Source organism: Paenibacillus sp. RC334, from assembly GCF_030034735.1.
In the GTDB taxonomy this organism is placed as follows: Bacteria; Bacillota; Bacilli; order Paenibacillales; family Paenibacillaceae; genus Paenibacillus; species Paenibacillus terrae_A.
Map to the genome: position 1 here is coordinate 1138851 of NZ_CP125370.1, position 23462 is coordinate 1162312.

The 23462-nt window shown below is 45.6% G+C and carries 23 protein-coding genes and 1 riboswitch; of the genes, 9 read left to right on the forward strand and 14 right to left on the reverse strand.

Translation table 11 applies throughout. The features are described 5' to 3' along the window. Positions 1-4: 4 nt before the first annotated feature. The 4 genes from QMK20_RS05380 to dndB are packed head-to-tail and all read right to left on the reverse strand — an operon-like array spanning position 5 to position 4971. Entirely contained in the window at positions 5-382 is a 378-nt protein-coding gene (locus tag QMK20_RS05380; RefSeq protein WP_283654906.1) for a DndE family protein, read from the reverse strand. Then, the gene (gene dndD / locus QMK20_RS05385; RefSeq protein WP_283654907.1) at positions 382-2376 is read right to left on the reverse strand and encodes a DNA sulfur modification protein DndD; all 1995 of its coding nucleotides are present in this window, start codon (positions 2374-2376) and stop codon (positions 382-384) included. Before dndD ends, QMK20_RS05380 begins: the two co-directional genes overlap by 1 nt. 17 nt (positions 2377-2393) lie before the next feature. Continuing rightward, positions 2394-3887 (reverse strand): DNA phosphorothioation system sulfurtransferase DndC, encoded by a 1494-nt coding sequence (dndC, locus tag QMK20_RS05390; RefSeq protein ID WP_283654908.1) that lies wholly within the window; start codon positions 3885-3887, stop codon positions 2394-2396. Beyond that, a complete protein-coding gene (dndB, locus tag QMK20_RS05395) occupies positions 3877-4971 on the reverse strand; it encodes a DNA sulfur modification protein DndB (RefSeq protein WP_349362249.1) in 1095 nt (364 codons plus the stop codon). The genes dndC and dndB overlap by 11 nt, the downstream gene beginning before the upstream one ends. A gap of 361 nt (positions 4972-5332) precedes the next feature. On the opposite strand from dndB, the gene chvE reads away from it, so the two are divergent. The 3 genes from chvE to mmsB are packed head-to-tail and all read left to right on the forward strand — an operon-like array spanning position 5333 to position 9150. Beyond that, complete coding sequence (gene chvE / locus QMK20_RS05400) at positions 5333-6418, forward strand: multiple monosaccharide ABC transporter substrate-binding protein (RefSeq protein ID WP_134910875.1); 1086 nt, start codon at positions 5333-5335, stop codon at positions 6416-6418. 34 nt (positions 6419-6452) lie between these two features. Continuing rightward, complete coding sequence (gene mmsA, locus QMK20_RS05405; RefSeq protein ID WP_283654910.1) at positions 6453-8003, forward strand: multiple monosaccharide ABC transporter ATP-binding protein; 1551 nt, start codon at positions 6453-6455, stop codon at positions 8001-8003. Continuing rightward, positions 7987-9150, forward strand: coding sequence for a multiple monosaccharide ABC transporter permease (gene mmsB, locus QMK20_RS05410; RefSeq protein WP_283654911.1), 1164 nt, complete (start codon positions 7987-7989; stop codon positions 9148-9150). Before mmsA ends, mmsB begins: the two co-directional genes overlap by 17 nt. Positions 9151-9248: 98 nt before the next feature. Here mmsB and QMK20_RS05415 read toward each other — a convergent pair whose 3' ends face one another. Further along, the gene (locus tag QMK20_RS05415) at positions 9249-10004 is read right to left on the reverse strand and encodes an MBL fold metallo-hydrolase (RefSeq protein ID WP_283654912.1); all 756 of its coding nucleotides are present in this window, start codon (positions 10002-10004) and stop codon (positions 9249-9251) included. 160 nt (positions 10005-10164) lie between these two features. On the opposite strand from QMK20_RS05415, the gene QMK20_RS05420 reads away from it, so the two are divergent. Next, complete coding sequence (locus tag QMK20_RS05420; RefSeq protein ID WP_283654913.1) at positions 10165-10593, forward strand: Lrp/AsnC family transcriptional regulator; 429 nt, start codon at positions 10165-10167, stop codon at positions 10591-10593. 56 nt (positions 10594-10649) lie between these two features. Here the strand turns inward: QMK20_RS05420 and QMK20_RS05425 are convergent, their stop codons facing one another. Then, positions 10650-11168 carry a GNAT family N-acetyltransferase gene (locus QMK20_RS05425; protein WP_283654914.1) on the reverse strand — a complete coding sequence of 173 codons (519 nt, stop codon included), beginning with the start codon at positions 11166-11168 and terminating at the stop codon, positions 10650-10652. A gap of 159 nt (positions 11169-11327) precedes the next feature. Between QMK20_RS05425 and QMK20_RS05430 the strand changes: the two genes are divergently transcribed. Then, entirely contained in the window at positions 11328-12242 is a 915-nt protein-coding gene (locus tag QMK20_RS05430; protein WP_283654915.1) for an EcsC family protein, read from the forward strand. A 108-nt stretch (positions 12243-12350) separates the two neighbouring features. On the opposite strand, the gene QMK20_RS05435 is transcribed toward QMK20_RS05430, so the two are convergent. After that, positions 12351-13619 (reverse strand): MFS transporter, encoded by a 1269-nt coding sequence (locus QMK20_RS05435; protein ID WP_044645276.1) that lies wholly within the window; start codon positions 13617-13619, stop codon positions 12351-12353. A 375-nt stretch (positions 13620-13994) separates the two neighbouring features. On the opposite strand from QMK20_RS05435, the gene QMK20_RS05440 reads away from it, so the two are divergent. Then, on the forward strand, positions 13995-15764 hold the full coding sequence (locus QMK20_RS05440) for an acid phosphatase (protein WP_283654916.1): 1770 nt from the start codon (positions 13995-13997) through the stop codon (positions 15762-15764). Between the two features lie 167 nt (positions 15765-15931). On the opposite strand, the gene queF is transcribed toward QMK20_RS05440, so the two are convergent. The 6 genes from queF to QMK20_RS05470 form a co-directional block, all read right to left on the reverse strand. Then, the gene (gene queF, locus QMK20_RS05445) at positions 15932-16429 is read right to left on the reverse strand and encodes a preQ(1) synthase (RefSeq protein WP_283654917.1); all 498 of its coding nucleotides are present in this window, start codon (positions 16427-16429) and stop codon (positions 15932-15934) included. Between the two features lie 296 nt (positions 16430-16725). After that, a complete protein-coding gene (queE, locus tag QMK20_RS05450) occupies positions 16726-17604 on the reverse strand; it encodes a 7-carboxy-7-deazaguanine synthase QueE (protein WP_283654918.1) in 879 nt (292 codons plus the stop codon). Continuing rightward, positions 17597-18088 (reverse strand): 6-carboxytetrahydropterin synthase QueD, encoded by a 492-nt coding sequence (gene queD / locus QMK20_RS05455; protein ID WP_283654919.1) that lies wholly within the window; start codon positions 18086-18088, stop codon positions 17597-17599. Before queD ends, queE begins: the two co-directional genes overlap by 8 nt. Next, positions 18081-18764 (reverse strand): 7-cyano-7-deazaguanine synthase QueC, encoded by a 684-nt coding sequence (queC, locus tag QMK20_RS05460; RefSeq protein ID WP_283656212.1) that lies wholly within the window; start codon positions 18762-18764, stop codon positions 18081-18083. Before queC ends, queD begins: the two co-directional genes overlap by 8 nt. 132 nt (positions 18765-18896) lie before the next feature. Continuing rightward, a riboswitch (PreQ1 riboswitch) is annotated at positions 18897-18940 on the reverse strand. A 70-nt stretch (positions 18941-19010) separates the two neighbouring features. Continuing rightward, positions 19011-19715: an AIM24 family protein gene (locus QMK20_RS05465; protein WP_283654920.1), complete on the reverse strand. Its 705-nt coding sequence runs from the start codon at positions 19713-19715 to the stop codon at positions 19011-19013. Between the two features lie 25 nt (positions 19716-19740). Then, on the reverse strand, positions 19741-20181 hold the full coding sequence (locus tag QMK20_RS05470) for an SH3 domain-containing protein (RefSeq protein WP_283654921.1): 441 nt from the start codon (positions 20179-20181) through the stop codon (positions 19741-19743). A gap of 304 nt (positions 20182-20485) precedes the next feature. Here QMK20_RS05470 and QMK20_RS05475 point away from each other — a divergent pair, with 304 nt between their 5' ends. The 3 genes from QMK20_RS05475 to QMK20_RS05485 all read left to right on the forward strand — a co-directional run bounded on the left by QMK20_RS05475 (position 20486) and on the right by QMK20_RS05485 (position 22687). Continuing rightward, a complete protein-coding gene (locus QMK20_RS05475) occupies positions 20486-20641 on the forward strand; it encodes a hypothetical protein (RefSeq protein ID WP_283654922.1) in 156 nt (51 codons plus the stop codon). 223 nt (positions 20642-20864) lie between these two features. Then, the gene (locus QMK20_RS05480; protein ID WP_283654923.1) at positions 20865-21632 is read left to right on the forward strand and encodes a hypothetical protein; all 768 of its coding nucleotides are present in this window, start codon (positions 20865-20867) and stop codon (positions 21630-21632) included. Between the two features lie 71 nt (positions 21633-21703). Then, positions 21704-22687: a helix-turn-helix transcriptional regulator gene (locus QMK20_RS05485; protein WP_283654924.1), complete on the forward strand. Its 984-nt coding sequence runs from the start codon at positions 21704-21706 to the stop codon at positions 22685-22687. Between the two features lie 44 nt (positions 22688-22731). On the opposite strand, the gene QMK20_RS05490 is transcribed toward QMK20_RS05485, so the two are convergent. Beyond that, positions 22732-23403 carry a 3'-5' exonuclease gene (locus QMK20_RS05490; protein ID WP_283654925.1) on the reverse strand — a complete coding sequence of 224 codons (672 nt, stop codon included), beginning with the start codon at positions 23401-23403 and terminating at the stop codon, positions 22732-22734. Positions 23404-23462 lie beyond the last annotated feature (59 nt).

A 23462-nucleotide genomic window follows, 5' to 3' on the forward strand; every position in this document is an offset into this window, starting at 1 on the left:
CAATTTATAGTAGCAAAGCACGAATAAACTTTTCGTAATTTCCAGTACTTTTATACTCGGCAGCAAGTGCTCTAATTCCGCGTTCTAGGTGAGCATTAAAGTAACCTGGAAAGAACTCTTCGTCTGAGAGTTCTTTCCCCGATGCTTGGGTAATCATTGCACGGAAAATATAATCGTATTCCCCAGTTACTGTACTGCGGTTAAGAGAAAGCCCATCAGTAAAGTCTTTTGTGAGAGGTGTAAGCTCAGCAGAAGAATCTCCAATCTTTAAAGAGAGAGCTACCGCGTAACGAATTAATATATTTGGCGTAATGCTTGTAGAAGCTTGGAGTTGTAAAAGTACGTCTTTTGCATATTTGGATGTTTTTAAAGTGAAATTCATTAGAGGGCGTTCTCCCTTGTGATATTAAAGTATCGGCCTTGAACGATTTCTGCTGCTTCTAAAGCTTCATTAAATTCTAATGTGTAACAGATTGAAGTAATATCTTTAATTAGTTCAAATTGCTCGGAGGCAATTTCAGAATCTGTGGTAAACATCAATACTTGCTTGCCGCATTTAGGTACAAAATGTTGAATTAATGCTCTTTTGTGGTCTTGATCAAGACGACCAAAAAGAGTATCAAATACAAAAGGAAGTTTCCAACCTGAAACTTTAAACATTGCCCAAATTACGCTAAGCATAAGCATTTCCTTTTCCCCAGCAGATAAGCGTTCCTTGTTAATTTCTTGTTTCTCCTTATTGTAAAGATGCAATTCGAATGAAGAGTGATCTATATGCATCCGTTCAATATAAGATTTTTTTCTAAAGAGAATGTTAATCATTTTTGTAGCTTCTTTTGCTACATCATCTAGTTTTTTACGCCATTGCCTTTCTCTAAATCGTTGGCTCACATTTAATAGTTTTTCAGTCATAACAAAGGAGTTCTCAGCTTTATGAAAGTCTCTAATTTTTTCTGTTATCTTGTTAGAAGCGGTTATTTTTATTCGAATGTTTTCTTTTAAAGTGTCTACTTCACTGGAAGCTAGCTCAATTGTAAGCTTTAGTTGCTCAATTCTTTTAGTCTTATTTTCTATACTTTCAAGTAGATCTTTAAATTCACTAGCCTGATCATTTCTTCCAACAGCTTTTCTAAAATTCTGTGCTTCTTCTAGTAGCTTTGTATTTGTATCAAATAATTGGATAAAACTAGAAGCATCTAAAGTTTGAATCTGTCTATACAAGCTATGAATCTCGCTTTGCTGTTCAAAGGAGGCCCGGTGGAGTAATTGAATATTTTCAGGCCGAATTAAATTAAGAATACCCTCATATAGCTGATCCATATCTAACATTGCAGATGACGTATTTGTCTGTAGATTGGTTAGCAATTCATTAAGTTTATTTTTTTCTAAGGTTGATGCAACAAACTCATAAGACTCATGCTCTTTCTCTAGGGAAAGTTGTCGATCAACTTCTTTTAATTGTGTACGAGCAATATAAAAAGGCAGTAATGTATTTGCAAAGGTACGAATTTTATCGGTGTTGGCTTTTCTAGTATTTTCAATATAATTGATTTTTGTGACCAGTTCTTGCCGTCTTTCTTGAACTAAACCACCATGAATTTCAAACTCTTTTTTATCTTTTTTAATCAGATCAATTAAATTTATAATTTCTCCTTCACTAGATGAAACCAATTCCTCAGTTTTTCCTAGCTTTTGTTCTAGTTCACTGATTTCAGATCCCAATTTATTCTGCTCATCAATTTCTTTTGTTGCTTCCAGATTTTTTTGAGCATATTGTAATCGGTAAGTTTGTAAATCTTTCTCTAGGTTCATAAAGAGATCCAAGTTAAAAAGGATCTTTCCTGACTCGCTTAAATATTCAGGAATCTTTTCCTCAGAAACAATTCTGGAGATTTCTTCACCGTCAAAAAGGCACAATTCAAATAATCGAGGCGGCATTTCTTCGCGCAGTCGGTTTTGGAAATCTGAAATTTCTTGTGCATTTAAGTGTTTTCCGTTTTTTTGGATTGAAAAGTATTCTTTAATTTTTTTATTTTTAAATCTCCAACTACGAATTAAGGAGTAATGATTGACCTCGAGATCTTCCGTAGAAATATAGTCAAGTAAAATCTGAAAATCATTCTCACCTATTTGTAGAGCCTTGCGATTCAATAATGAGCGTATTTTGCGAAAATAAGGTTCATTATCGGTTATAAATCCGTAAGCCATCGAACCAAATAGTACAATTCGTAGAGACTCCAAAATAGTAGTCTTGCCAGCGCCATTCTTACCGCCTAGCAGGATAACATTATTGGTAGAGGTTGTTCTAAAATCAAACTTATTTAGGTTTCCATAATAAGCGCCTATATTACGAAGCACCAATTTATTAATTTGCATTGAATATTATCCACCTTCTATAGATGTAAGAAATCCTGTTTAAGGGTTTTATCGAATGATTGAAATAGACCTCTTCTTACTTTAACGCCTGAATAATCTTTTTCAACAGAGATTAATTGCTTGAGCAGGCTGAGGTTAACTCCTTCTTCTTGGCATAATGTCTCAAGGTCAGTCAACTGGTCTTCCTTGAAAACTGGGCGATCATCATGTTGCCAATCAAAATCTTCACCAGTTTCATCCTTTACGATTTGAGGTAATCGATCTTCCCATTGCAAGTCATCATGCCAATACTTACGAATAGCTTTAAGTTCTTCAATGGTGATCAGCTCAATATTGGGGTCATGAAGCTTGCGTACGGTCTTCTGTGTGCGAAGCAGCCTTCTTAAGATTTCCTCTCGAGCGTTAAGAGTGAAGGGGCCAACACCAAATCGTTTATAGCTTTCATCATCATCTATTACAATAACATCGAGATCTTCAACTGTAGCTAAATTAATATTGTTATTTTCAATATATTGTTTTATTTCAGATTTATAGATCTTAGGGTGACTTTCAATATCAGAAATTCCGTCTAAATTTGAAGTTAAGTATACTTCACCATTCATCCGATGCTTTTGTCTCTGTGTACGATCTTCTCTAATTTCTACCAAAAAATTTCTGAATTCGTAAAGTGGACGAAGCCAATCGACGCCACTATTAATAAACCCACTTAAAGCCTTATCTTCATTAACAACAGTACAAGTCCAGCAGCCAAATCGGCTATTCCCGCAAGAACCAGCGCTTTCTTTGACTTGTTTATCTACTACAAGAGGACATTCACTGCTCGAATCTTGATACAATTGAAGCAACTCATTATTATCATCTCCCCAAGGGGACTCATACTGCAACAAAAATTCCCATACATCATCGAGACTGAAAGCGCGGATCGGCGCAAATACAAAAGCATTACGTAAAGTAGAATGTCGCATTAATTTCTTACCTTCAATGGTATGTGATTGCATAACAGCTGCGCGAGTTGAACTTTCAGAATCCCTTACACCGAGAAGCATGATGACTTCACCAAATTGATCTACTTTATCTAGAATAAACCGATTTGCTGGATCAATCTTTAGACGATCTGTACACCATCTGAACTTTTGGCGCGGAGTTGGATATCCTTTTCCAATAATAGAGGACCAGAAAGTTTGTTCTACTTTAGGACGAACCTTTTGGGTTTCAATAGGCAATCCTAATTCCAAAGCTTTGCTTTGGATTCGTCCTAACGTTCTAGTAATTTTATTGATAATAAGTGGGGTTTCCACTTGGGTGTCTGAAGAGATTACGTACACTTTTTTACTCAAAGAGGAAGTATCAAGCTCACTCAATGCTTGAAATACTAGTTGTACAACAGCAGTAGAATCTTTACCTCCACTAAATCCAACTACCCAAGGCCGTTCATCAGCTAAATAAACTTCTTTAACGAGTTCCTTAGCTTCTATAAATTTACTTCCTGTATTGAATATATTAAGTTCCAAGAGGAGAAACCTCCTTTATTTTATTTTCAATTTTTTGTTCTTGTTCTGTTAATGGGAGTCCAATCTTCAATTTAATAAGATTCGCTGTTAATTGAATGGTTTCATTTGTTTTGTTGATGCGTCCGGTTTGTCCATAAGCGCGACCTAGCCAATCCTTTTTATTGTCACGATTCCAGTCAACATGTTTAAGCTTTTTAATAAATCCTTGCCATTCGTCTGTATGATGGAAGTAAAGATAATGTCCGACAATACCCACTGCTTCTAAAAAAACACCGTGAGCAATAACTGAGTTGGATCTCAGATCTCTAGGGGTTACCTTCTTATTTAATACATCTTCCCATTCTGTAATAGACTCGCAGAGAACAAGCCAGAAATGATTCACAAATTCTTTTTCTTGTTCTGAGATCATCTGGCCCTTACCTTTGCCTAAGAGGCGGCAGTTTGTATTAAAGATATGATTTAAGGCGAATAATTTAGGCGAATTTTTAGACAAAGATACTCTTTCACGGTCAGTATAACGTTCAAGTAAAGGGATGTCAGCAATGAGACTTTTAGTAATAAGTGATAGCTGATCACGATGATCATATAAAATTCCGATGGATGAAGTTGTGTTGACTGCATGCCGATTTAAATCCGAAAACATTTGCTGAGAGCGAATGAGACCTAAATCTTGGAAGAAAACAACGGAAATTGTCTCGTCACCCAGCTCAGGTGCGATTTTCAACGCATCCTCAATTGCTGCCCGTCGATGTTGTCCGTCATTAATTAAGAACTTAGAATCGAGTGATATAGTAAGATATCCAATATCTTTAAATTCGTTGGAATTTTCCTGGAAAATCATCTCGCCATCAACGGAGGCAGTTAAGGAAGAGAATATGTAGTCTGTAGGATTTTCAAGAATATAATTAGTTATATCTGGAATTCTTGATTTATTCATAAGACGTTGAGCGCGATGCTCGGCTGGGATTTCTTCCTCATCAAATAAAAAAATCTTAGGAATTAATCGTAAAGGACACATTACTGTGTAAAATTCTCTCCCAGCTTGAAAACCTCTAAGGGCAGGGAAACTATAACTAAAGTTCATTAGCATTCTCCTTGGTTACGTACGTAATATTTGACGATGTAAATTTAATTTTACTTTAATACGAACGAATGTTCAATATCTTCTGACTAAGAATTTTGTGTTTTTATAATAAAGCCCATTTGGCTTGACATTCTGTCAAATACAGAAGTTTAATAATAATCCCCCCCCCCCCGCACAAAGGTTAAAATTTTATAAAAAAAGTTCAAAACCAGCAAAGACCTTTCCCGGCTTGGAATGATACCATGTGGTTGCACATAAAAAAAGGAGAGGCGTTCATCGCCACTCTATTGTAAGCGCTATCTAATTTCTACTCTAATCAGTGCTAAATGACCCGCATCACATGAGGAAAGGGGAGCTTCATATGAAAAAAGGAGCTGTTGTCGTCTGGCTTCTGGTTTTGGCCTTGATGCTTTCAGCCTGTAATTTGGCGGAGAGTGGAACAGGCAGCAAGGAAAAAGGCTATGTGGGCATTTCCATGCCGACCAAATCGTCCGAGCGTTGGGTAGGAGACGGGGAGAATATGGTCCGGCTGTTTCAGGAGCAAGGCTATAAAACGGATTTACAGTATGCCGAGGACGTGGTGGAAAACCAGATTGCCCAAATTGAAAATATGATTACCAAGGGCGTGAATGTCATGGTGGTTGCTTCCGTGGATGGGAACACACTGACGGATGTGATCCAGAAGGCACATGACCGGGGGATTCAGGTCATTTCCTATGACCGACTGATTCGGAACACGCCGTATCTGACGTATTATGCGACCTTCGACAATTTTCAGGTGGGCGTGCTACAGGCGTCCTATATTGAGAAGAAGCTGGGACTCAAGGAAGGCAAAGGCCCCTTCAATGTAGAGCTGTTCGGCGGTTCGCCGGATGACAACAACGCGTATTTCTTCTTTAACGGCGCGATGTCCGTCCTCAAGCCATACATCGATTCCGGAAAACTCGTTGTGCGCAGCAAGCAAATGACGATGGCGCAGATCGCTACGCTGCGGTGGGATGGAGCTTTGGCCCAGTCGCGAATGGATAATCTGCTGAGCGCCTACTATTCGGGGGAGAATCTGGACGCGGTGTTATCCCCGTATGATGGGATTAGCATCGGTATTATTTCATCCCTTAAAGGGGTTGGCTACGGATCAGCGAACAAGCCGTTGCCGATCATTACGGGGCAGGATGCGGAGTTGGCTTCGATCAAGTCGATTGTGGCCGGGGAGCAGACGCAAACCGTGTTCAAGGATACCCGCAAGCTGGCTGAGCAAACGGTAGTGATGGCCAACAGCATTTTACAGGGCAAGCAAGCGGAAGTGAATGATGCCAAATCATATAACAACGGAATAAAGGTAGTTCCTGCTTATTTGCTTGATCCGATCTCGGTAGATCGGACGAATGTCGAGAAGGATATTGTTGGCAGCCATTATTACACCAAGGAGCAAATCGGACTGAAATAAGAGCAGGCTATTCAAACCGAAAGGAGTGTATCCCATGACTGGAATCATTTTGGAAATGAAGGGAATTACCAAGACCTTTCCCGGCGTGAAGGCGTTGGAAAATGTAAACCTCAAGGTCAAGGAAGGCGAGATCCATTCCCTGTGTGGTGAGAACGGTGCGGGCAAATCGACGCTGATGAAGGTACTGAGTGGTGTATATCCGCATGGAACCTACGAAGGGGATATTGTTTTCCAGGGTAAAACTTGCGAGTTCAAGGACATCAAGCAGAGCGAGGAATTAGGGATCGTCATTATCCATCAGGAGCTGGCGCTGATCCCGTATCTCTCGATTGCGGAAAATATTTATCTGGGCAACGAACGCGCCAGCGGCGGCGTGATTGATTGGAAAGAGACTTTTGTCGGCACCCGCGAGCTGCTGTCCAAGGTGGGTCTGAGCGAAAATCCCAATACCTTAGTTACGAACATCGGGGTCGGGAAGCAGCAACTGGTTGAAATTGCGAAAGCGCTCTCTAAAAAGGTAAAGCTGCTCATTCTCGATGAGCCGACAGCGGCGTTGAATGAGGACGACAGCGAAAACCTGCTTAATCTGATGCTGGAATTTAAAAGACAGGGCATTTCCTGCATTCTGATCTCCCACAAGCTGAATGAGGTCGCCAAGGTATCCGATTCAATCACGATTTTGCGGGACGGGAAGACGATTGAGACGCTGGATATGAAAAAAGATCAGGTCACAGAGGACCGGATTATTAGCGGGATGGTTGGACGTGATCTGACCAGCCGTTACCCGGAGCGCCATGCGGAGATTGGCAAAGTTATTTTGGAAGTGAAGGATTGGACGGTGTATCACGAGCATCATGCGGAGCGCAAGGTGCTGGATCAGGTGAATCTCAACATTCGGCGTGGTGAAATTGTCGGTATTGCCGGACTGATGGGAGCGGGACGGACGGAGCTGGCGATGAGTATTTTCGGCAAATCGTATGGACGCAATATTTCCGGTCAACTGATCAAGGAAGGCAAGCCGATCCAGAACAACACGGTAACAGACGCGATCAACAACGGTTTTGCCTATGTGACCGAGGATCGCAAGGAGTATGGCCTTATTCTAATGGACGATATCAAGCGCAATATTTCGCTGACCGGCCTGAACAAGCTGACGAAGGGCGTTGTCGTCAATGAGCAGGAGGAAGTGATCATTGCCGAGGATATGAAGAAGAGCATGAACATCAAAGCGCCGAGCATTTTACAGAAAATGGGCAATCTGAGCGGCGGTAATCAGCAGAAGGTGGTACTGAGCAAATGGATTTTTGCCGGGCCGGATATTCTGATTCTGGATGAGCCGACGCGCGGCATTGATGTGGGTGCCAAATATGAAATTTATACGATTATTCATCGACTTGCCGCCGAAGGCAAGGGTGTGCTGGTTATTTCGTCCGAGCTGCCAGAGGTACTGGGCTTGTGTGACCGAATTTACGTCATGAACGCTGGGCGGATTACGGGAGAGGTTAGCCGTGAGGACGCGTCGCAGGAAACATTGATGAGATATATGACCAAGTCGGGAGGCGTGAAGCATGGAAACCATAACTAAATTATTTAAAAATAACATCCGCCAATATGGCATGATGATTGCGCTGGTCGTCATAATGATCTTGTTCGAGGTGCTGACGGGTGGCCTGCTGTTGAAGCCGATTAATATTACAAATCTGATTCTGCAAAACAGCTACATTCTCGTGCTCGCCATCGGGATGGTGCTGGTCATCATCACGGGGCATATTGATTTGTCTGTCGGCTCGATCGCCGCTTTTGTCGGAGCAGTGGCCGCCATCATGATGGTGGATTGGCAGCTTCCGGCGTGGATCGCCGTCATTGCATCTTTGGTAGTCGGGGCGCTGATCGGCGCGTGGCAAGGGTTCTGGGTCGCCTATGTGCGGATTCCGGCGTTTATCGTGACGTTGGCGGGGATGCTGCTCTTTCGCGGCTTGACCATGATCGTACTGGAAGGCCAATCCATCTCTCCTTTTCCGGGTGGCTTTCAGAAAATCAGTTCAGGCTTCCTGCCTGATTTTGCTTCCTCGGGTTATAACCTGGTATCCGTCATTGTCGGCATCGCGCTCACGGTATGGTTTATCGTCAACGAGCTTCGCGAACGCCGTTCCCAGCTTAAATACGGCTTTGAGGTTCCGTCACAGACTCTGTTTGTACTCAAGCTGATTGTGGTCGCTGCTGTCATCAACCTGTTCACCTTTATGCTCGCAAGCTATGCGGGGATTCCGAACATTCTCGTATTGCTGTTCATTCTGATCGTTGTATACTCCTTCGTCATGAACCGCACGATTATGGGCCGACATGTGTATGCGCTGGGTGGAAATGAAAAGGCGGCGGGTCTGTCCGGTGTCAAAACGAAAAAAGTAACGTTCTGGGTATTCGTCAACATGGGCGTGCTGGCCGCCATTTCCGGTCTGATCTTCGCTGCACGTCTGAACGCGGCTACACCAAGAGCAGGTACGAACTTTGAGCTGGATGCTATCGCTGCTTGCTTTATCGGTGGGGCTTCGGCATCCGGCGGGATCGGGACGGTTTTCGGAGCGATTATCGGTGGTTTGGTCATGGGCGTACTGAATAACGGCATGTCCCTGATCGGTCTGGGCATTGACTGGCAGCAAGGCATCAAGGGCTTGGTGCTGCTGCTGGCGGTAGCCTTCGATATTTACAACAAAAACAAAAGATCAGCCTAAGCTTCATATTCCAGGATTGTACAGAAAGAACCTCCAGTCCCACTTGAAATGTGGATGCTGGAGGTTCCTTGTTGGTTCGTTTTTGACGCTAGCGGAGCTTATTTATCAGATAAGCTTTCTCCATCTACCGGAATATGCACACGCTCACTCAGTCCTTCGTTGCATATATGTTCGGATAGCTCAGTTCGGGTGAGCAGACAATGATTGATCGCCTCCATATGGACAGCCACTACTTGTGTATAAGGGGCGTGTTGCGCAACCGTCGTCACATCCTGCGCTGTCATCGTAATTGGATCACCCACTGTGAACCGCGCTCCTCCGGCATTCACAATCGTCCACTCCGGATGGTACTTGTCGAGAGCTTCTGCCACTTCACTGCACCAGATTGTGTCCCCTGCCAAATAGACAGCAGGCTCGCCCGGAGCCTGGAATACAAAGCCCGATACGGGGCCCATCTGTTCGCCGATTTCCCCAGTACCATGATGCCCGGTTGTGCGGATGATCTCAATTTCTCCCACAGAACCAACCACCCAAACTGGAGTTACCTGCGTAAAACCGTCAGCGGCGATCTGATCTTCATTTCCGGGCTGGCAGAGGACAGGGAGCTGTTTGTCCAGCCATTGCGCTGCTGCCGGGTCCCAGTGATCCGGGTGCAAATGCGTAACGATAACAACGTCAGGCTGTCCAAGCGTTTCCCATTGCGGCGGCAAGGGAACCAGCGGATTACGGTGGTCATTTTCCGTATTCGGGATAGGCGGATTTACGCCAGGCTCGCTCAGCATCGGGTCAATCAGAAATTTTACTCCGGCGTACTCCAGCCATAGGGTTGCATTGCGGATCAGTGTGATTTTCATATTTGGAAGCTCCTTTTAGTTGGACAGATTAATTTTTAGCCGAATATGTTCGGCAGTTGTTTGTTTCTGTTACAATCATATCTGATGCAAGAAGCTACAGGCTATGGCCTGCTGAAAGGAAAACAAGAATTCTCGTTTCATCATGAAAGGAAAAATGGCTATGGAACTATTCGTACCCGATGACACTGATCTGCGCATTCTTCATCATCTGATTGAGGACAGCTCTTTATCGCACAAGGAGATTGGTCTGCTTGTTCATCTTACGGGCCAAGCGGTAGGAGCGCGTGTTCGAAAAATGCAGGATGCGGGCATCATCGAAGGCTATACGCTACGCTGGAACCCTGAAAAAATGGGGCAGACCATTCATGCCTTTATTACGGTGTTTTTGAATTCGGGAACCGTTCATAGTGCTTTCCAGGCATTCGCACGGAAGCATCCCTCTATTGTTGAGATTCATCGGGTTAGTGGGGAGGGCTGTTACTGGATGCGCTTGCGCATGTCGTCACAGGAAGAGCTAAATACCATGCTTGATGAACTGACGCAGTACGGCAATTACAAGCTAAGCTTTTCGTTAGGAGAAATAAAATGATAAAAGCTCCCGGTGCTAGTACCGGGAGCTTTTTTGTTAGAAAGGAGGCATAGGAGTTAGCTATGCAGGCTCATTTTTAAAATATGCTGCAAGCCGTGCGATCCCATCTTGGTGTCGCCCTCGTCTTTAAAGCCGCATTTGAGATACAGACTTTGAGCAGGCAGATTACGGGCGTTGACACCCAGCACGACTTCACGAATATGTGGGAAATACTCGGAGATATATGGGGGCAGTAGAAGCAGCCCTTTTTTGGCGTATCCTTGTCCCTGATCTGAGTAATGAATAGAGAAGGCACGCAGCAACAGAGCTTCGGAAGTATTCGTATAGTCCGCTAACTCATCTCCATCGTACAAAATGAAAAAGCCTACCGGTCTTCCGGCAGCTGTAATAACGACAGGATGGCGGTGCGGGTCTTGCTTGGCCAGTGCCAGCATTTCATCCGGCATTCCTGTAAACTGCTGCTGATCCTCAGGCAGATAAAACGTATGTAAAATGGCATCATGCTCACAATGGTAAGGTACAAGTTCTACGTCAGTGGTAGAGGAGGGCTGTGAGGTGCATGTAGGTTTATTCATGGTTATACTCCGATCCGTACGTATTTTTAACATACTATAACATCTCATTGACTTTATCAGTTGAACTAAAAAATGTACAAAAAGAGAAACCCGAACTCTCCTCACTTACGTATTACCCATTACATAAACAAGCATGGTTAAAAGGAGACGTGTACTTCTATGAAGCAGGCTGCACAATATCGTGAAAGTCAGGATCTATTGCGTCATGAGCTGAAAGCCATTGAGGCGTGGGAGAAGGCGCAAAAGGATATTTTTTTCTGGGAAAAGCTCGGCAGATGGCCCTTTATGCTACTGGATCGACTGACACCCAAAATGATTAAGGACAAGCTGGAGCAACTGCTTAATGAGCTGGGAAGCTTTATTCAAAACGGTGGTAAATATCTGGTGAAAGAAGAAACGGTTCTGAATAAGCTGAAAAGGACGGCCCGTGAACACGTGATTCGGCAAAAGGGCGCGGATTCCACTTCTGATACGCAGGATCGGCTTCATGATGGGGAGAACGTTGATTCGGACAGTAGTTCTGAACCGACGTGGGGATTGAAGCAGGCGGCTGATTTGCCCCTGACGATCATGGATCAGACCGCTGACGATATGATATCAGGCCGCATCACCTTTGCTACCGCTCAGGGAGCAACAACGGGGATCGGCGGTGTGTTTACCATTGCGGCGGATATTCCTATTTTGCTCGGCTTGTCGCTCAAGGTACTTCAGGAAATGGCGTTGTGCTACGGCTTCAATCCTGATGAGAAGGAGGAACGTATATTTATCATTAAATGTATGCAATTCGCTTCATCCGATATTGTGGGCAAAAAGGCTGTGCTGGAGGAACTGGCCTTGTTTGATGATCCTTCACGCCAGGCGCAGGTCTTTTCCCAGATGCAGGGATGGAGAGAAGTCGTTAATACGTACCGCGATCAGTTTGGATGGAAAAAGCTACTCCAGATGGTCCCGATTGCGGGCATTTTGTTTGGCTCCATTGCAAATCGAAATGCTATTCGTGACGTAGCTGAGGCGGGTAAAATGCTATACAGGAAGCGCCGTATTTTGATGCGTTTGGTGGAAGAAGAGAGCTGACTGGATGATTCGGGATATAAGGGGGATGTTTCTTGGCTTGCTAGGGGAATCAGGTTAGGCAATTACAAAGGTGTGAAGCGGCCGGGATGGCCGCCACACGCTTGCCTGTTACACTTCGGCTCCGTTTTCTTCGGCCCAGCGGTTCAGGGTTTTATCTGTAGGAAGCAGGAACGTCAAAATGCCGAGCAGCGGCAAAAAGCCGCACAGGAACATGATGTTGGTGATGCCTACTTTGTCGATCCAGTTGCCGAGCACAAGCGCACCTACCCCACCAAGGCCAAAAGCGAGGCCCGTGATCAGACCGGAGACGGTTCCGATTTTGCCGGGTACGAGCATTTGAGCATATACGACCGTAATCGAAAAGCTCGACAGCATAATAAATCCGATAATCGGCAACAGGATAGCCGTCCAGAATTGGTTGGCGTAAGGTAACAATAGCGCGAGAGGCGCGGCCAATACCATGGACAGGAAAATCATGTTGCGTTTACCAAAACGGTCTGCCAGTGGACCGCCAAAGAAGGTGCCTAGCGCACCAGCTCCGAGAAACAGGAAAATGTACAGTTGTGCATCAGCCAGAGGCATTTTAAACACTTCCATCAGGTAAAACGAATAGTAGCTTCCGACCGAGGTTGAATACCACGAACGGACGAATACCAGCAGAATGAGAACAACCATGGCAAACATAATACGGTTGCGTACTTCGGGCTTCATCTGGCGTGCCGCCGCTTTTTTACGTGCATAGCCTTCCGTGCGCAGGACGTTACCATACCAGCGGGCGATGAACGACTGGACCACAATCCCGGCCGCAGCAATACCTGTGAACCAGATGGCGCCAAATTGCCCTAACGGGATAAAAATCCAGCTCGTAAGCATGGGTGCCAGCGATTGGCCCGCATTGCCGCCAACCTGGAAAATAGACTGAGCCAGCCCCCGACGAGGTCCGGCCGCCATGTGGGATACCCGCGAGCCTTCCGGGTGAAAGGCAGCCGAGCCCAGGCCCACGAAGATGACCGCGATGAGCACTGCTTTATAATCGGCAGCATAGGCGAGCAGCAGCATGCCTGTCAGCGTAAAGCCCATGCCGATCGGAAGGATCGCGGGCGTAGGTCTCTTATCCGAAAACAAGCCAATGACTGGCTGCATGATCGAAGCTGTAAAATTGATGGCGAATGAAATCCAGCCGATCTGCGTGTAGCTCAGGCTCATGGATTCTTTTAAGATCGGAAAGATCGCAGGAATGACCGATTGAATCGAGTCATTGAACAGATGGACGAAGCTGATGGCAATCAGAATCGCAAAAACGGTGCCCTTCGCTTGAGGTCCCGGCAGAGGGAGCGATTGGCCCGCTTCTTTTTTTGTAGCAGATTTAGTAGTCATGGCAACCTCCGATTATGTATGTATATTTTAAGATATAGGAAGCGATCCGTTTGCAGCAAATGGCTGAAAGGGGCATAAAGGCCGCCTTTACTCGGTGGTTCTTTCCCATCCTGCTGCATACTCGCAATTGCTTGATTTAGTTGGATTTTCTACACGTCGCATGGGAATTCAAACCAGCTTTTCTATAACAGACTAAACAAGGGTGTCTCAAGAGTCCGTATATGCGGCTCTGGGGGTGCCCTTTTTTCTTTTAACAAAACCATGCTCTTCATTTAACAAACTTAAGATATGATTCTTTATATCATACAACTTGTTGTATAGGTGATAGCTTTGTAGAGAACGCATGAAGAGCACAAGAGAGGATATGATTTGAGAATGAAATTGTTAAGGAAACCGTTATCAGTTGCTTTATTATCTGTACCCTTACTTATAGGTTCCCTGGGTGGAAGTTATGCGAGTGCGGCAACAATGCCAACAACGGTAACTGCGCCAGAGCCGTCTTGGGGATATTTCGTAGATCATTACAAAAATAATAATTCTGATAATAAGACGGAAAGTTCAAATCCGACACTCGGGTTGCTTTCCGGATTTAATAAGCTTTGGACTCCCGGCACCACCTGGGATACAGGTACCAAGCTGAATAGTAGCGTACTGGACGCCAATATTCAAAAAGTTATTGATATTGCTGCTCGCCGTACTTCCAGTGAGGCAGATGCGGCTTATTTGGATGATCGCAGAAATCAGAGCTACAGTGTGATCGATGGTCTGGGTTCGCTTACCGATGTATATCGAAAGAATGCAGGGGCAACTACAACAATCAATGACATTCCGGCAGATGCCTTGACTAAAAAATATGAAGATGCCGGAACCAATGCAGGCAGTACGAGTTCCGCTTTAGGCAATATCGTGAATTTAGTCAATACCTTGCGTGGTGATTACTCTTCGACGAGCTCGGCTAAGGCTTATTTTAGCTATCCTCGTCCGTTTCGCTGGAGCAATAATTCAGTCGTGGTTCCGACCCTGCTGCCCGCGCAAAATTCTGATCCGAGCAAGGATGGCGGTTTTCCTAGTGGTCATACCAATGCCGCGTATCTCAGCGCTTTTGCGATGGCCTATGCCGTACCAGAACGTTATCAGGAATTGATGACGCGAGCTTCGGAGCTGGGCAACAACCGTATTGTTGCCGGTGTGCATTCGCCATTTGATGTTATGGGAGGGCGCGTCATGGCAACTGCGGCGGCGGCTGCCATCCTGTCTGATCCGGCCAATAGCAGTTTAAAGAAAGCAGCTTATCAGGATGCTCACAGTACATTGTTAACGCAAACGGGTACAGCCTCGGATCGGTTCAGCAATTACTCTGCCAATAAAAAAAGCTATACTGAACGATTGACATACGGGTTTAGTCCAATGAACCCGACCGCGACTGCAATGAAGGTGCCTAAGGGAGCTGAGGTGCTGCTGGAAACACGTCTGCCTTATCTGGACAGCACACAACGCCGTTGGGTTTTGGCTACTACAGGTCTTCCTTCCGGCTATCCTGTACTGGATGATGCTGAGGGATGGGGACGGCTTAATCTCTTTTCCGCGGCGGATGGTTTTGGGGCTTTTGCCAATAACGTTACCGTGACCATGGACGCTTCCAAAGGCGGTTTCAATGCTTTGGATCGCTGGCGCAACAATATCTCCGGCGTTGGAAAGCTGACTAAAAAGGGAACAGGTACGTTGAAGCTGCTGGGCAACAATACGTATTCCGGCGGTACACAGCTCGACCAAGGCAGACTTGAGGGGAATTCGGAGACGGCTTTCGGAAATGGGGATGTTACGAACAACGGGGGTACCCTCACTGAAAATGTTGCTGGCAAGCTGATCATCGGCGGCAATTACAAACAATCTGCCAAGGGCACACTTGAGCTCAACCTTCAGAGTAAAAATGATTTGCTCAAAATTAAAGGCACTGCAATACCTAATGGGAAATTGCGTCTGAATTTTTCAAACAAATATGTACCAGCTAACGGTGCCACGATCATGACTTATGGTAAACGAAATGGAGCATTTACTTCTATTGAAACCACAGGATTGCCAAGCAAGTACAAAGTGAAGGTTGTCTATAAAGCTGATAGTATTCAGTTAAAAGTTACAAAGTAATAAACTCGGAATACAACAATTGAAGTGCACCTTTAGAATTCATCGGATAACGGAAGGGTTATTCCCATGTCAATTCTAAGGGTGCACTTTGTTGTTTAATGATGAGGATATTGGGTTTTAAGTATCTTTACAATAGCAAATCATTGGTAGTGAAATTTCGTGAAATGTTAACGGTTATCTATAGTCTCCGGGTACATATCATGGTTCATCATACGGTGCTCTGCTATCTGCTCATACTTTGTTCCCGGTTTGCCGTAGTTTGTGTATGGATCAATGGAGATGCCACCGCGCGGCGTAAACTTGCCCCACACTTCGATATAACGCGGGTCCATCAGCTTGATTAAGTCATTCATAATGATGTTGACGCAGTCCTCATGGAAATCGCCGTGGTTGCGGAAGCTGAACAGATATAGCTTGAGGGACTTGCTTTCGACCATTTTGATATCGGGAATGTAGCTGATGTAGATGGTGGCAAAATCCGGCTGTCCTGTAATTGGACACAGGCTGGTGAACTCCGGGCAATTGAACTTTACAAAATAATCGCGGTACGGATGCTTATTATCAAAGCTTTCAAGAATGGCGGGATCATAGGCAAAGGTGTATTGTGTGCCTTGATTGCCAAGCAGAGTAACGTTGGTCATTTCTTCGGGTGTTCTTCCGGTCATATTGGATAAGGCTCCTTAAGTTTAGTTTGGTAAAAGGGGGAGGGAGTTATGGTGATCGGAGGGGGAAAGCGCTCCGCCATCAACACCATAAAATCCCTACTCGTTTTACATGTAGGTTGGGGCAGAAGTGAATAGTGTTCGCTCTTTTATTAAAGGAGCGCCACTTTGAGAAAGCCCGTCTTTAGAGACGAGGCTTTCTCTTTTTTATAACTTTGGATGTCGAAAGTGTACTTCAACGAATTTGGTGTAACTTTTGTATCACATACAGCTCATATGGAATATATTACTTATCAGTGCTATACGCCGCGTTTGTTGCCCCATACGAGGGCGTGGAGCTGCGGGAGTACCCGTACGTCGTTCAGACGTGAATCGTCCATAACACGGTCAATAAGCCATTCATAACGATGCAATAGGGATTCCGCAATCTGTCCGGTGTTCTCCGTGTTCACATCCGGGTTGCCAGTCTGGAGGAACAGCGGTACATGTGGATAGCGCTCGTGAACGGTGCGTGCATATGCGAGATCAATGTCATCGAATATGACGACCTTCAAGCTGCATGCTCCGTGGTAGCATCTCACTGATTCATTAGTGGCTTCCTTCGTGCACGTTGCGGTAGAGAAGTTGGACGCTGACGAGGGCTCTCCAGCCGCCTTCCAATCAGTAATCTTCCGATTTGACAGGCGGGCTACGATGTCATCCAGCACGTCCCAGTGGGTCGACATACCAGAGCTGGGCGGCTTGGGTGACAGGGTTACCTCGTCGATATCATACAGCCATTCCTGCCAGCGGGAGCCTTGTGTTTCGACAGCGGTGGCAATGCCTTGGCTGCGCAGCAGCGTGATTAGCTCTCCAAGCTGCGGCAACAGGGCCGGGTTGCCCCCGGATAGGGTCACATGTGAAAACCGTGTGCCACCGATGGCCTGAAGCTCCTGCCAAATGTCTGTGGCGCTGAGACGACGGATCTGATCCTTGGCGCTGCCGTCCCAGGTAAAGGCGGAATCGCACCATGAGCAGTGGTAATCGCAGCCTGCGGTACGAACAAACATCGTTTTGCGCCCAATGACCATGCCTTCGCCCTGAACGGTAGGACCAAACACCTCCAGTACAGGGATAGGGGCTGTTTTTGGGCCCCGGGAAGGTGCGGCTGTTTGGTGAGTCGCCGTGATATTACTCATCCAGCATCCACTCCCGTCGGAATTCGGCGTAGCTGGTAGGTGTTTCGAACAGCCGTACAAATTCAGTGCGCCCGCCTTCCACACGATGGCGGTATGCTTCCGAGGTTAGGGCGGACTCCATTTGTTCGAAGATCCAGACGACCATATTTTCCGCCGTTGTATTCATCGGGGGCAGCGTCTCATTCAGATAGTGGTGATCCAGATAAGGCTCAATCCGCTCCTTCCAGATCGTTTTGATATCACCAAAATCAAGGGTCAGACCGATTTCGTCCGGTATGCCGCTAATGCCGAAAACGACGATATAAGTATGTCCGTGCAGATTTTTGCATTTGCCTTCGTAGCAGTGCAAATGGTGTGCTGCATCGAACGTAAATTGCTTGCTGACCAGTACACGTTTGCGATGATAACGCAGCTGGGAGCGTTCAATGTCCGTCCCGAACTGCTGGAGCTTGTCGACGATACGAAAGGGGCCCGGCTCACGCATGGTCTTCAACTCCTTGCGACGAAGCTCCGCGTACAGCCAGATACTGTTCCAGCCCGGCGCGGCGCAGTTTGCAGGCAGGGCATTCGCCACAGCCGTCGCCAATGACGCCGTTATAGCATGTTAGTGTACGGGTTCTCACAAATTCAAAGGCTTCCAGCTCATCGGCCATTTGCCAGGTTTCGGCCTTATTCAACCACATGAGCGGGGTATGAATGACAAAGGGATAGTCCATGGAAAGATTTAAAGTAACGTTCAGCGATTTGATAAAAGAATCCCGGCAATCGGGGTAGCCGCTAAAATCCGTCTCGCATACGCCTGTGATCATGTGACGGGCTCCTTTTTGTTTGGCGAGCACTGCTGCGAAGCTGAGGAATAGCAGGTTGCGGCCGTCTACAAAGGTGCTGGGCAGCTCGCCTTCCTGCTGAGTAATGTCAATGTCGGTGCGTGTGAGGGCATTGGGGGCTAATTGATTGAGCAGGCTCATATCCAGTACCGATTGCGGAACACCCAGCTCGTGGGCAATCCCGGCCGCTACTTCGATTTCCTGCTTGTGGCGTTGACCGTAATCGAACGTCACCGTTTCTACTTCGGCAAAATGTTTTTTCGCCCAGAATAAACAGGTGGTGCTGTCTTGGCCGCCGCTAAATACGACGACCGCTTTTTCGTTTGCAAACATAAAAAAACCTCTCGATCTTCTTGGAATGGTGTAAGACACAGGGTCTTGTCACATGGAAGAAGGAGAGTTCTTGAACCGACTTCAACAAAAAACAGGCCTTGCCCCGCGATTATTTTTCATGCGGAGGACAAAGCATCGTTAGTTTTTTATAGAGGGAGTTCGCGAACCTCTCCCATGCATGGAGCATGGACTTTCTTCATTTGGTGTCTGACAGAGGACAGACGCCTTCATTATAGCATGGCAGAGCTATTTGATAAACACTCCGCCAAATGGAATGACTTCCCTTAAAAAGCGTTTGATCACGCCATCGTCGTTCATATCCTGCTGGAGCCGTCGATGATGCTCACCCGCATGAAAAAGCACAGTACCGTGTCCGGTCATTTTAAAATGATAATTCATATGCTGGCTGGCCAAATGGTTGCCATACACTGTCAGCTCCAGCTTGGCGTTTTCGGGATAGGCAATGACGCTGCTTGCATCGACATACATCGGCTCTGTTGGATGAAGCTGTTCCTGGCATACCAGTCCCTGAGTCAATAGACCGATCTGGCCGATGCCATCGAATTTCATTTTAATGACATCCCGACTGAACAACATGTTTTTCATGCTCAGCAGCTTGGTGCGCATATGGATACCGGAGCTGTACCAGAACAGGTTGCGAAAATCGTATAGCAGATCGTCGCCTCCTTCCAGCTCAATCATTTTCAGACTGAAACCGGGAGGAAGTGCGGCAATGAGGCGGCAAGCTCCTGTAAAATCGGCCTGAATCAGCTTGTGCTTGCGGTACATGCCTTTAATATTCATCAGTTTGTCACTACGGCCTGAGCTGGGTCCGCGGTACGCGATGATTTGCTGCGGGTGAAGAACATGCAGCTTTTCGCCCTCCGTCAGATCAAGCGTTACGACAGAACCGACACTTTCATCATGGTGTTGTCCTGCTTGTATGTCCATTCTGACCTTTCATCCTTTCAGGGGGCTAGTATCTTCCCGAACGTCGACGCATCCCGTAACGCAACAGGCGGATACCGATAAAATAACCAGCCAGCAGAATGACAGCTGTGAGGATCAGCATCTTGTTACGGTGTGAAGCCTGATCGCGCTGAACCTGAAGATTTTTCAGTTCGGTGACGGTGTCAGTCAGCTTGCGATTTTGCTCTAATAGTTGAGCGTTTTGCTCCTGATAAGCCTCAATGCTGCTACGGGCCTTTTGCAGCTCTTCCTGCGTTTGCTTATAGCTTTCCTTGAGCTGGTATACATCGCCAGGCAGTCGGGAAAATTGCTCAAAGCCCTGGTATACATCATCCCAGTAGGCGGCATGTGCTCCCGGAACTCCGTTTCCGCCAAAAATAAACAGAAGCGCTACAGCAGCGCAGACGACACGGCGGCAGAAAGCAAAGCGAGAAATTTGTCGTATCAAGAGATCTTCCTCCTTCTGATGCACCAAGATGTTAAATGATAAGCATAATTACCCATATCTTATGGTTACGCATAGTGTAATGATTAGGGTTCAAAGTTTAGAATAACAGGATGACAAATCCGGGAGGAATATTTACAAAAAAAGTCGATATTTTAGTTTAAGTGTACCTCAAAACGGGTATATCAAGGAAGCAACTACATTCCGGTAATTTTCTGGGGAGCACGTACAAGAGCCAGCCCTATTTGATGAAGAACAGAAATGAGTATAAATATATTAAGCAAGAATATAGAAGGAGAAATGAACGATGAACGAAAAGGAACAAACCTATAAAACGTTAAAAATAACGGTAAACGGAAAGCCTTTGTCGAAGGAACTAGTGGTGGACAGTATAACTTTTGCGCCTGTTCCCGATATTTTCACAAAAGCGAATGTTTCTTTGACAGAAACTATGATATCTTAGCTTTATATATGAAACGAGACTATAATGCAGCCCGGCTTACGCCGGGCTGTTTTTGCGTAATCATGCAATTTCAATGGGTTAAAATGTTATTTATTGATGTACTCCCCCTTTCCTATAGATTACCATGTATAATTTTCGGTAACGAACATATGTTCCCTGACAATATAGTGTCAGATAACACTGTTAATTTAGAGTTACATGTTCTTTTAGGGGGAATTTACCAGTGGTGAAGTCAATGATTAACGTAACGTACACATGGGACAAAGAGTCTATATCTGCGAATGGGTCCGAGCAAGTAAATCTGCTGATAGAATGGGGCCATGGGGCTATACGTAAAAGAAAAGGGACTTTAATGCCGAAAACAGTTGGATGTGACCTGCAACTCCGGTTCATTCCAGAGAGTGGGGTAAATCTATTAAAAGTGGATGGGGCCAGGCTGAGCTTCAATCGCTCGGAAGACGGAGAGTGTATGCTTGTTCACTGTGGTGATATGCGGAGGGGGAAGTATAAGCAGGCAATTTTGTCCTTTTCTATACCGGCCCACTCTTCCGGAAGACATATCATTGGATTGATGGAGTGGAGCTGGTGTAAGCCAACTCAGGAAAAAAGGACGCTGATTCGAACGGATCAGCTCTATATCCATTACACGCATCATCTCGGTCTGCTGAGCATTCCAATCAACCCGAAGGTGGAAAAATACATAAAGCTGAATGAGACGGCTCCTATTGTGAAGAAAGTATTGCGTATGTACGAGAAGGGGGAACAGGAGCGAGGGGCGTTTGTGCTTACCAGACAAGCAGATGAACTGCTTATACGGGCGGCGAGAACAGAAGACATGGAATATCTGCAGGAAGCCGAATTACTCTTTGCCGTACGCAATAAATGGAATGGGACTTTTGGATTATTTGAAACGTATAGTTCTAAAGTCTTTGTTAATAATGGGATAGCTGTAGAGGATGTTCGCTTTACCGAAATTAATATTTTAAAGTAGGCAATTATGCTAGTTTATTTATGTAATATAGTGAGTCTAATTTACTATCTTTTTGTAAAGGAGAGACTTCCTTGACTGATCGGTTGATACGGTTAATGCGGATTATTACTATTGTTCAGGCAAATCCGGGGATATTGGCAAGAGAGCTTGCCGAACGTTGTGAAACATCAGAACGCACCATTTACCGAGATATGGAGGCTCTAAGCGCTATGCATATTCCGATAGCCAATATGGGACATGGCAAAGGATACATATTTATTAGTAACTTCGCCTTGTATCCTCTCAATTGGACGGAAGAAGAGGCACTGGCTTTTGCCAGGCTGGGGGATGTCATGGAAACCGTAAAGCCTCTTTTACCACCAGCTTTTGAAAGTGCTTATGAGAAAGTGATGGCCTCCAGTCAGAAAAAAAAGATGGACCAGACAAGCTTCGCGCAGGAAATGAAAAATATCGTCCGGCTCGGCTCGACACTTGAGCGGGAAAACCAGCCCTATCTGCTCAGGCTGATTGTTTTGGCAAGTCTTACGCAGCAGACCATTGAAGCGGAATACAGTTCGCCTCAAAATGAAGATGTATCATTGGTTCAGATTGATCCTTATTGTCTGGTTCCACAGGATCGGCGTTTTTATATGCTTGGTTTTTGTCACAAGCAAGCCGCCATGAGAACCTTTCGGATCAGCCGCTTTCGAAATATGAGGATTTTGCCGTATACGTTTCAGAAGAATACTTATGAAATGGAAATGTTTTTTAAGGGAACCTGGTCGGTTACCAAGGGAGACCAGAATATCCGTTTTGTGGTAAGGTTTTCTGCTGGATCTGTATATCGGGTCAAAGAAGAGGAGCTGTTCATCAAGCCTTTTCTCAAGGATTTGCCGGATGGAAGTCTATTGTTTGAGGTAACGGTTAATCATGATGGTGAATTTCTGGACTGGCTCACTCAATATGGAGCGGAGGCGGAAATTTTGGAGCCTTTGCGATACCGCAAGCGAATGCAGGAAATGCTGCGAACCTGGGGGGCATTTTATTCCGATAAAAAGGCAGGGAATCACGAATGACAAGGGGTGATAGATCCCCCGGAACGGGCCGGGGTGCTATCCTCCTAACGGTCCTTAAACAGGTTGGCGAGATTGCCAAATGGACTGTACTGCTCCTGTTCTTCTTCCGGTGTGGAGTATACAAGCTTCGAACCCCGGCTTTCCTCATCGTCAGAAGCGTTATTGGATAATGTGATACGATCAAAATGATGCATGAAAACCTGAGCGGTATTCAGTGCATCGTCCAGCGCACGGTGCTGTTGACCATCAAAGTCAATGTTGCACAGCTCCAGCGCCTGAGACAGGCTTAGTTGACGGTATTTGCCATTGGAGCCGGACAGACGGGAGATTTGTTTTTGTATATCATTCGTATTATGAATCCAATGGAGGTCCACATGATGGGTGCGGCAATGAGATACCAGCTTCTGACGGTCATCTGGCCCCCAAGCACATAAGTAATAGGGGGAGTCCGTTCCGAGCCATGCGATAAATTGCTTCACAGCTTCAGGGAAGAGCGGGGCCGCATCAATGTCTCGTTGAGTAATACCGGTGAACTGCACAGTATCTGTAGACAGCACAGGCCGATTTGAGGGCCTGACAAAGCTATGGAACGTGTCCGCAACGTACAAGCCATCGTCTCCCTTCATGACTTTGACGGCACCGATATCAATGATTTCGGAGGAATATCTGGCGTTACGGCTAACGGTAAACTCAAGATCATAAATAATATATTGCATTTTTGTGCTCCTTCCACACATGTAACTGATCCCGTTATAGAACGGGATGGATATTTTCT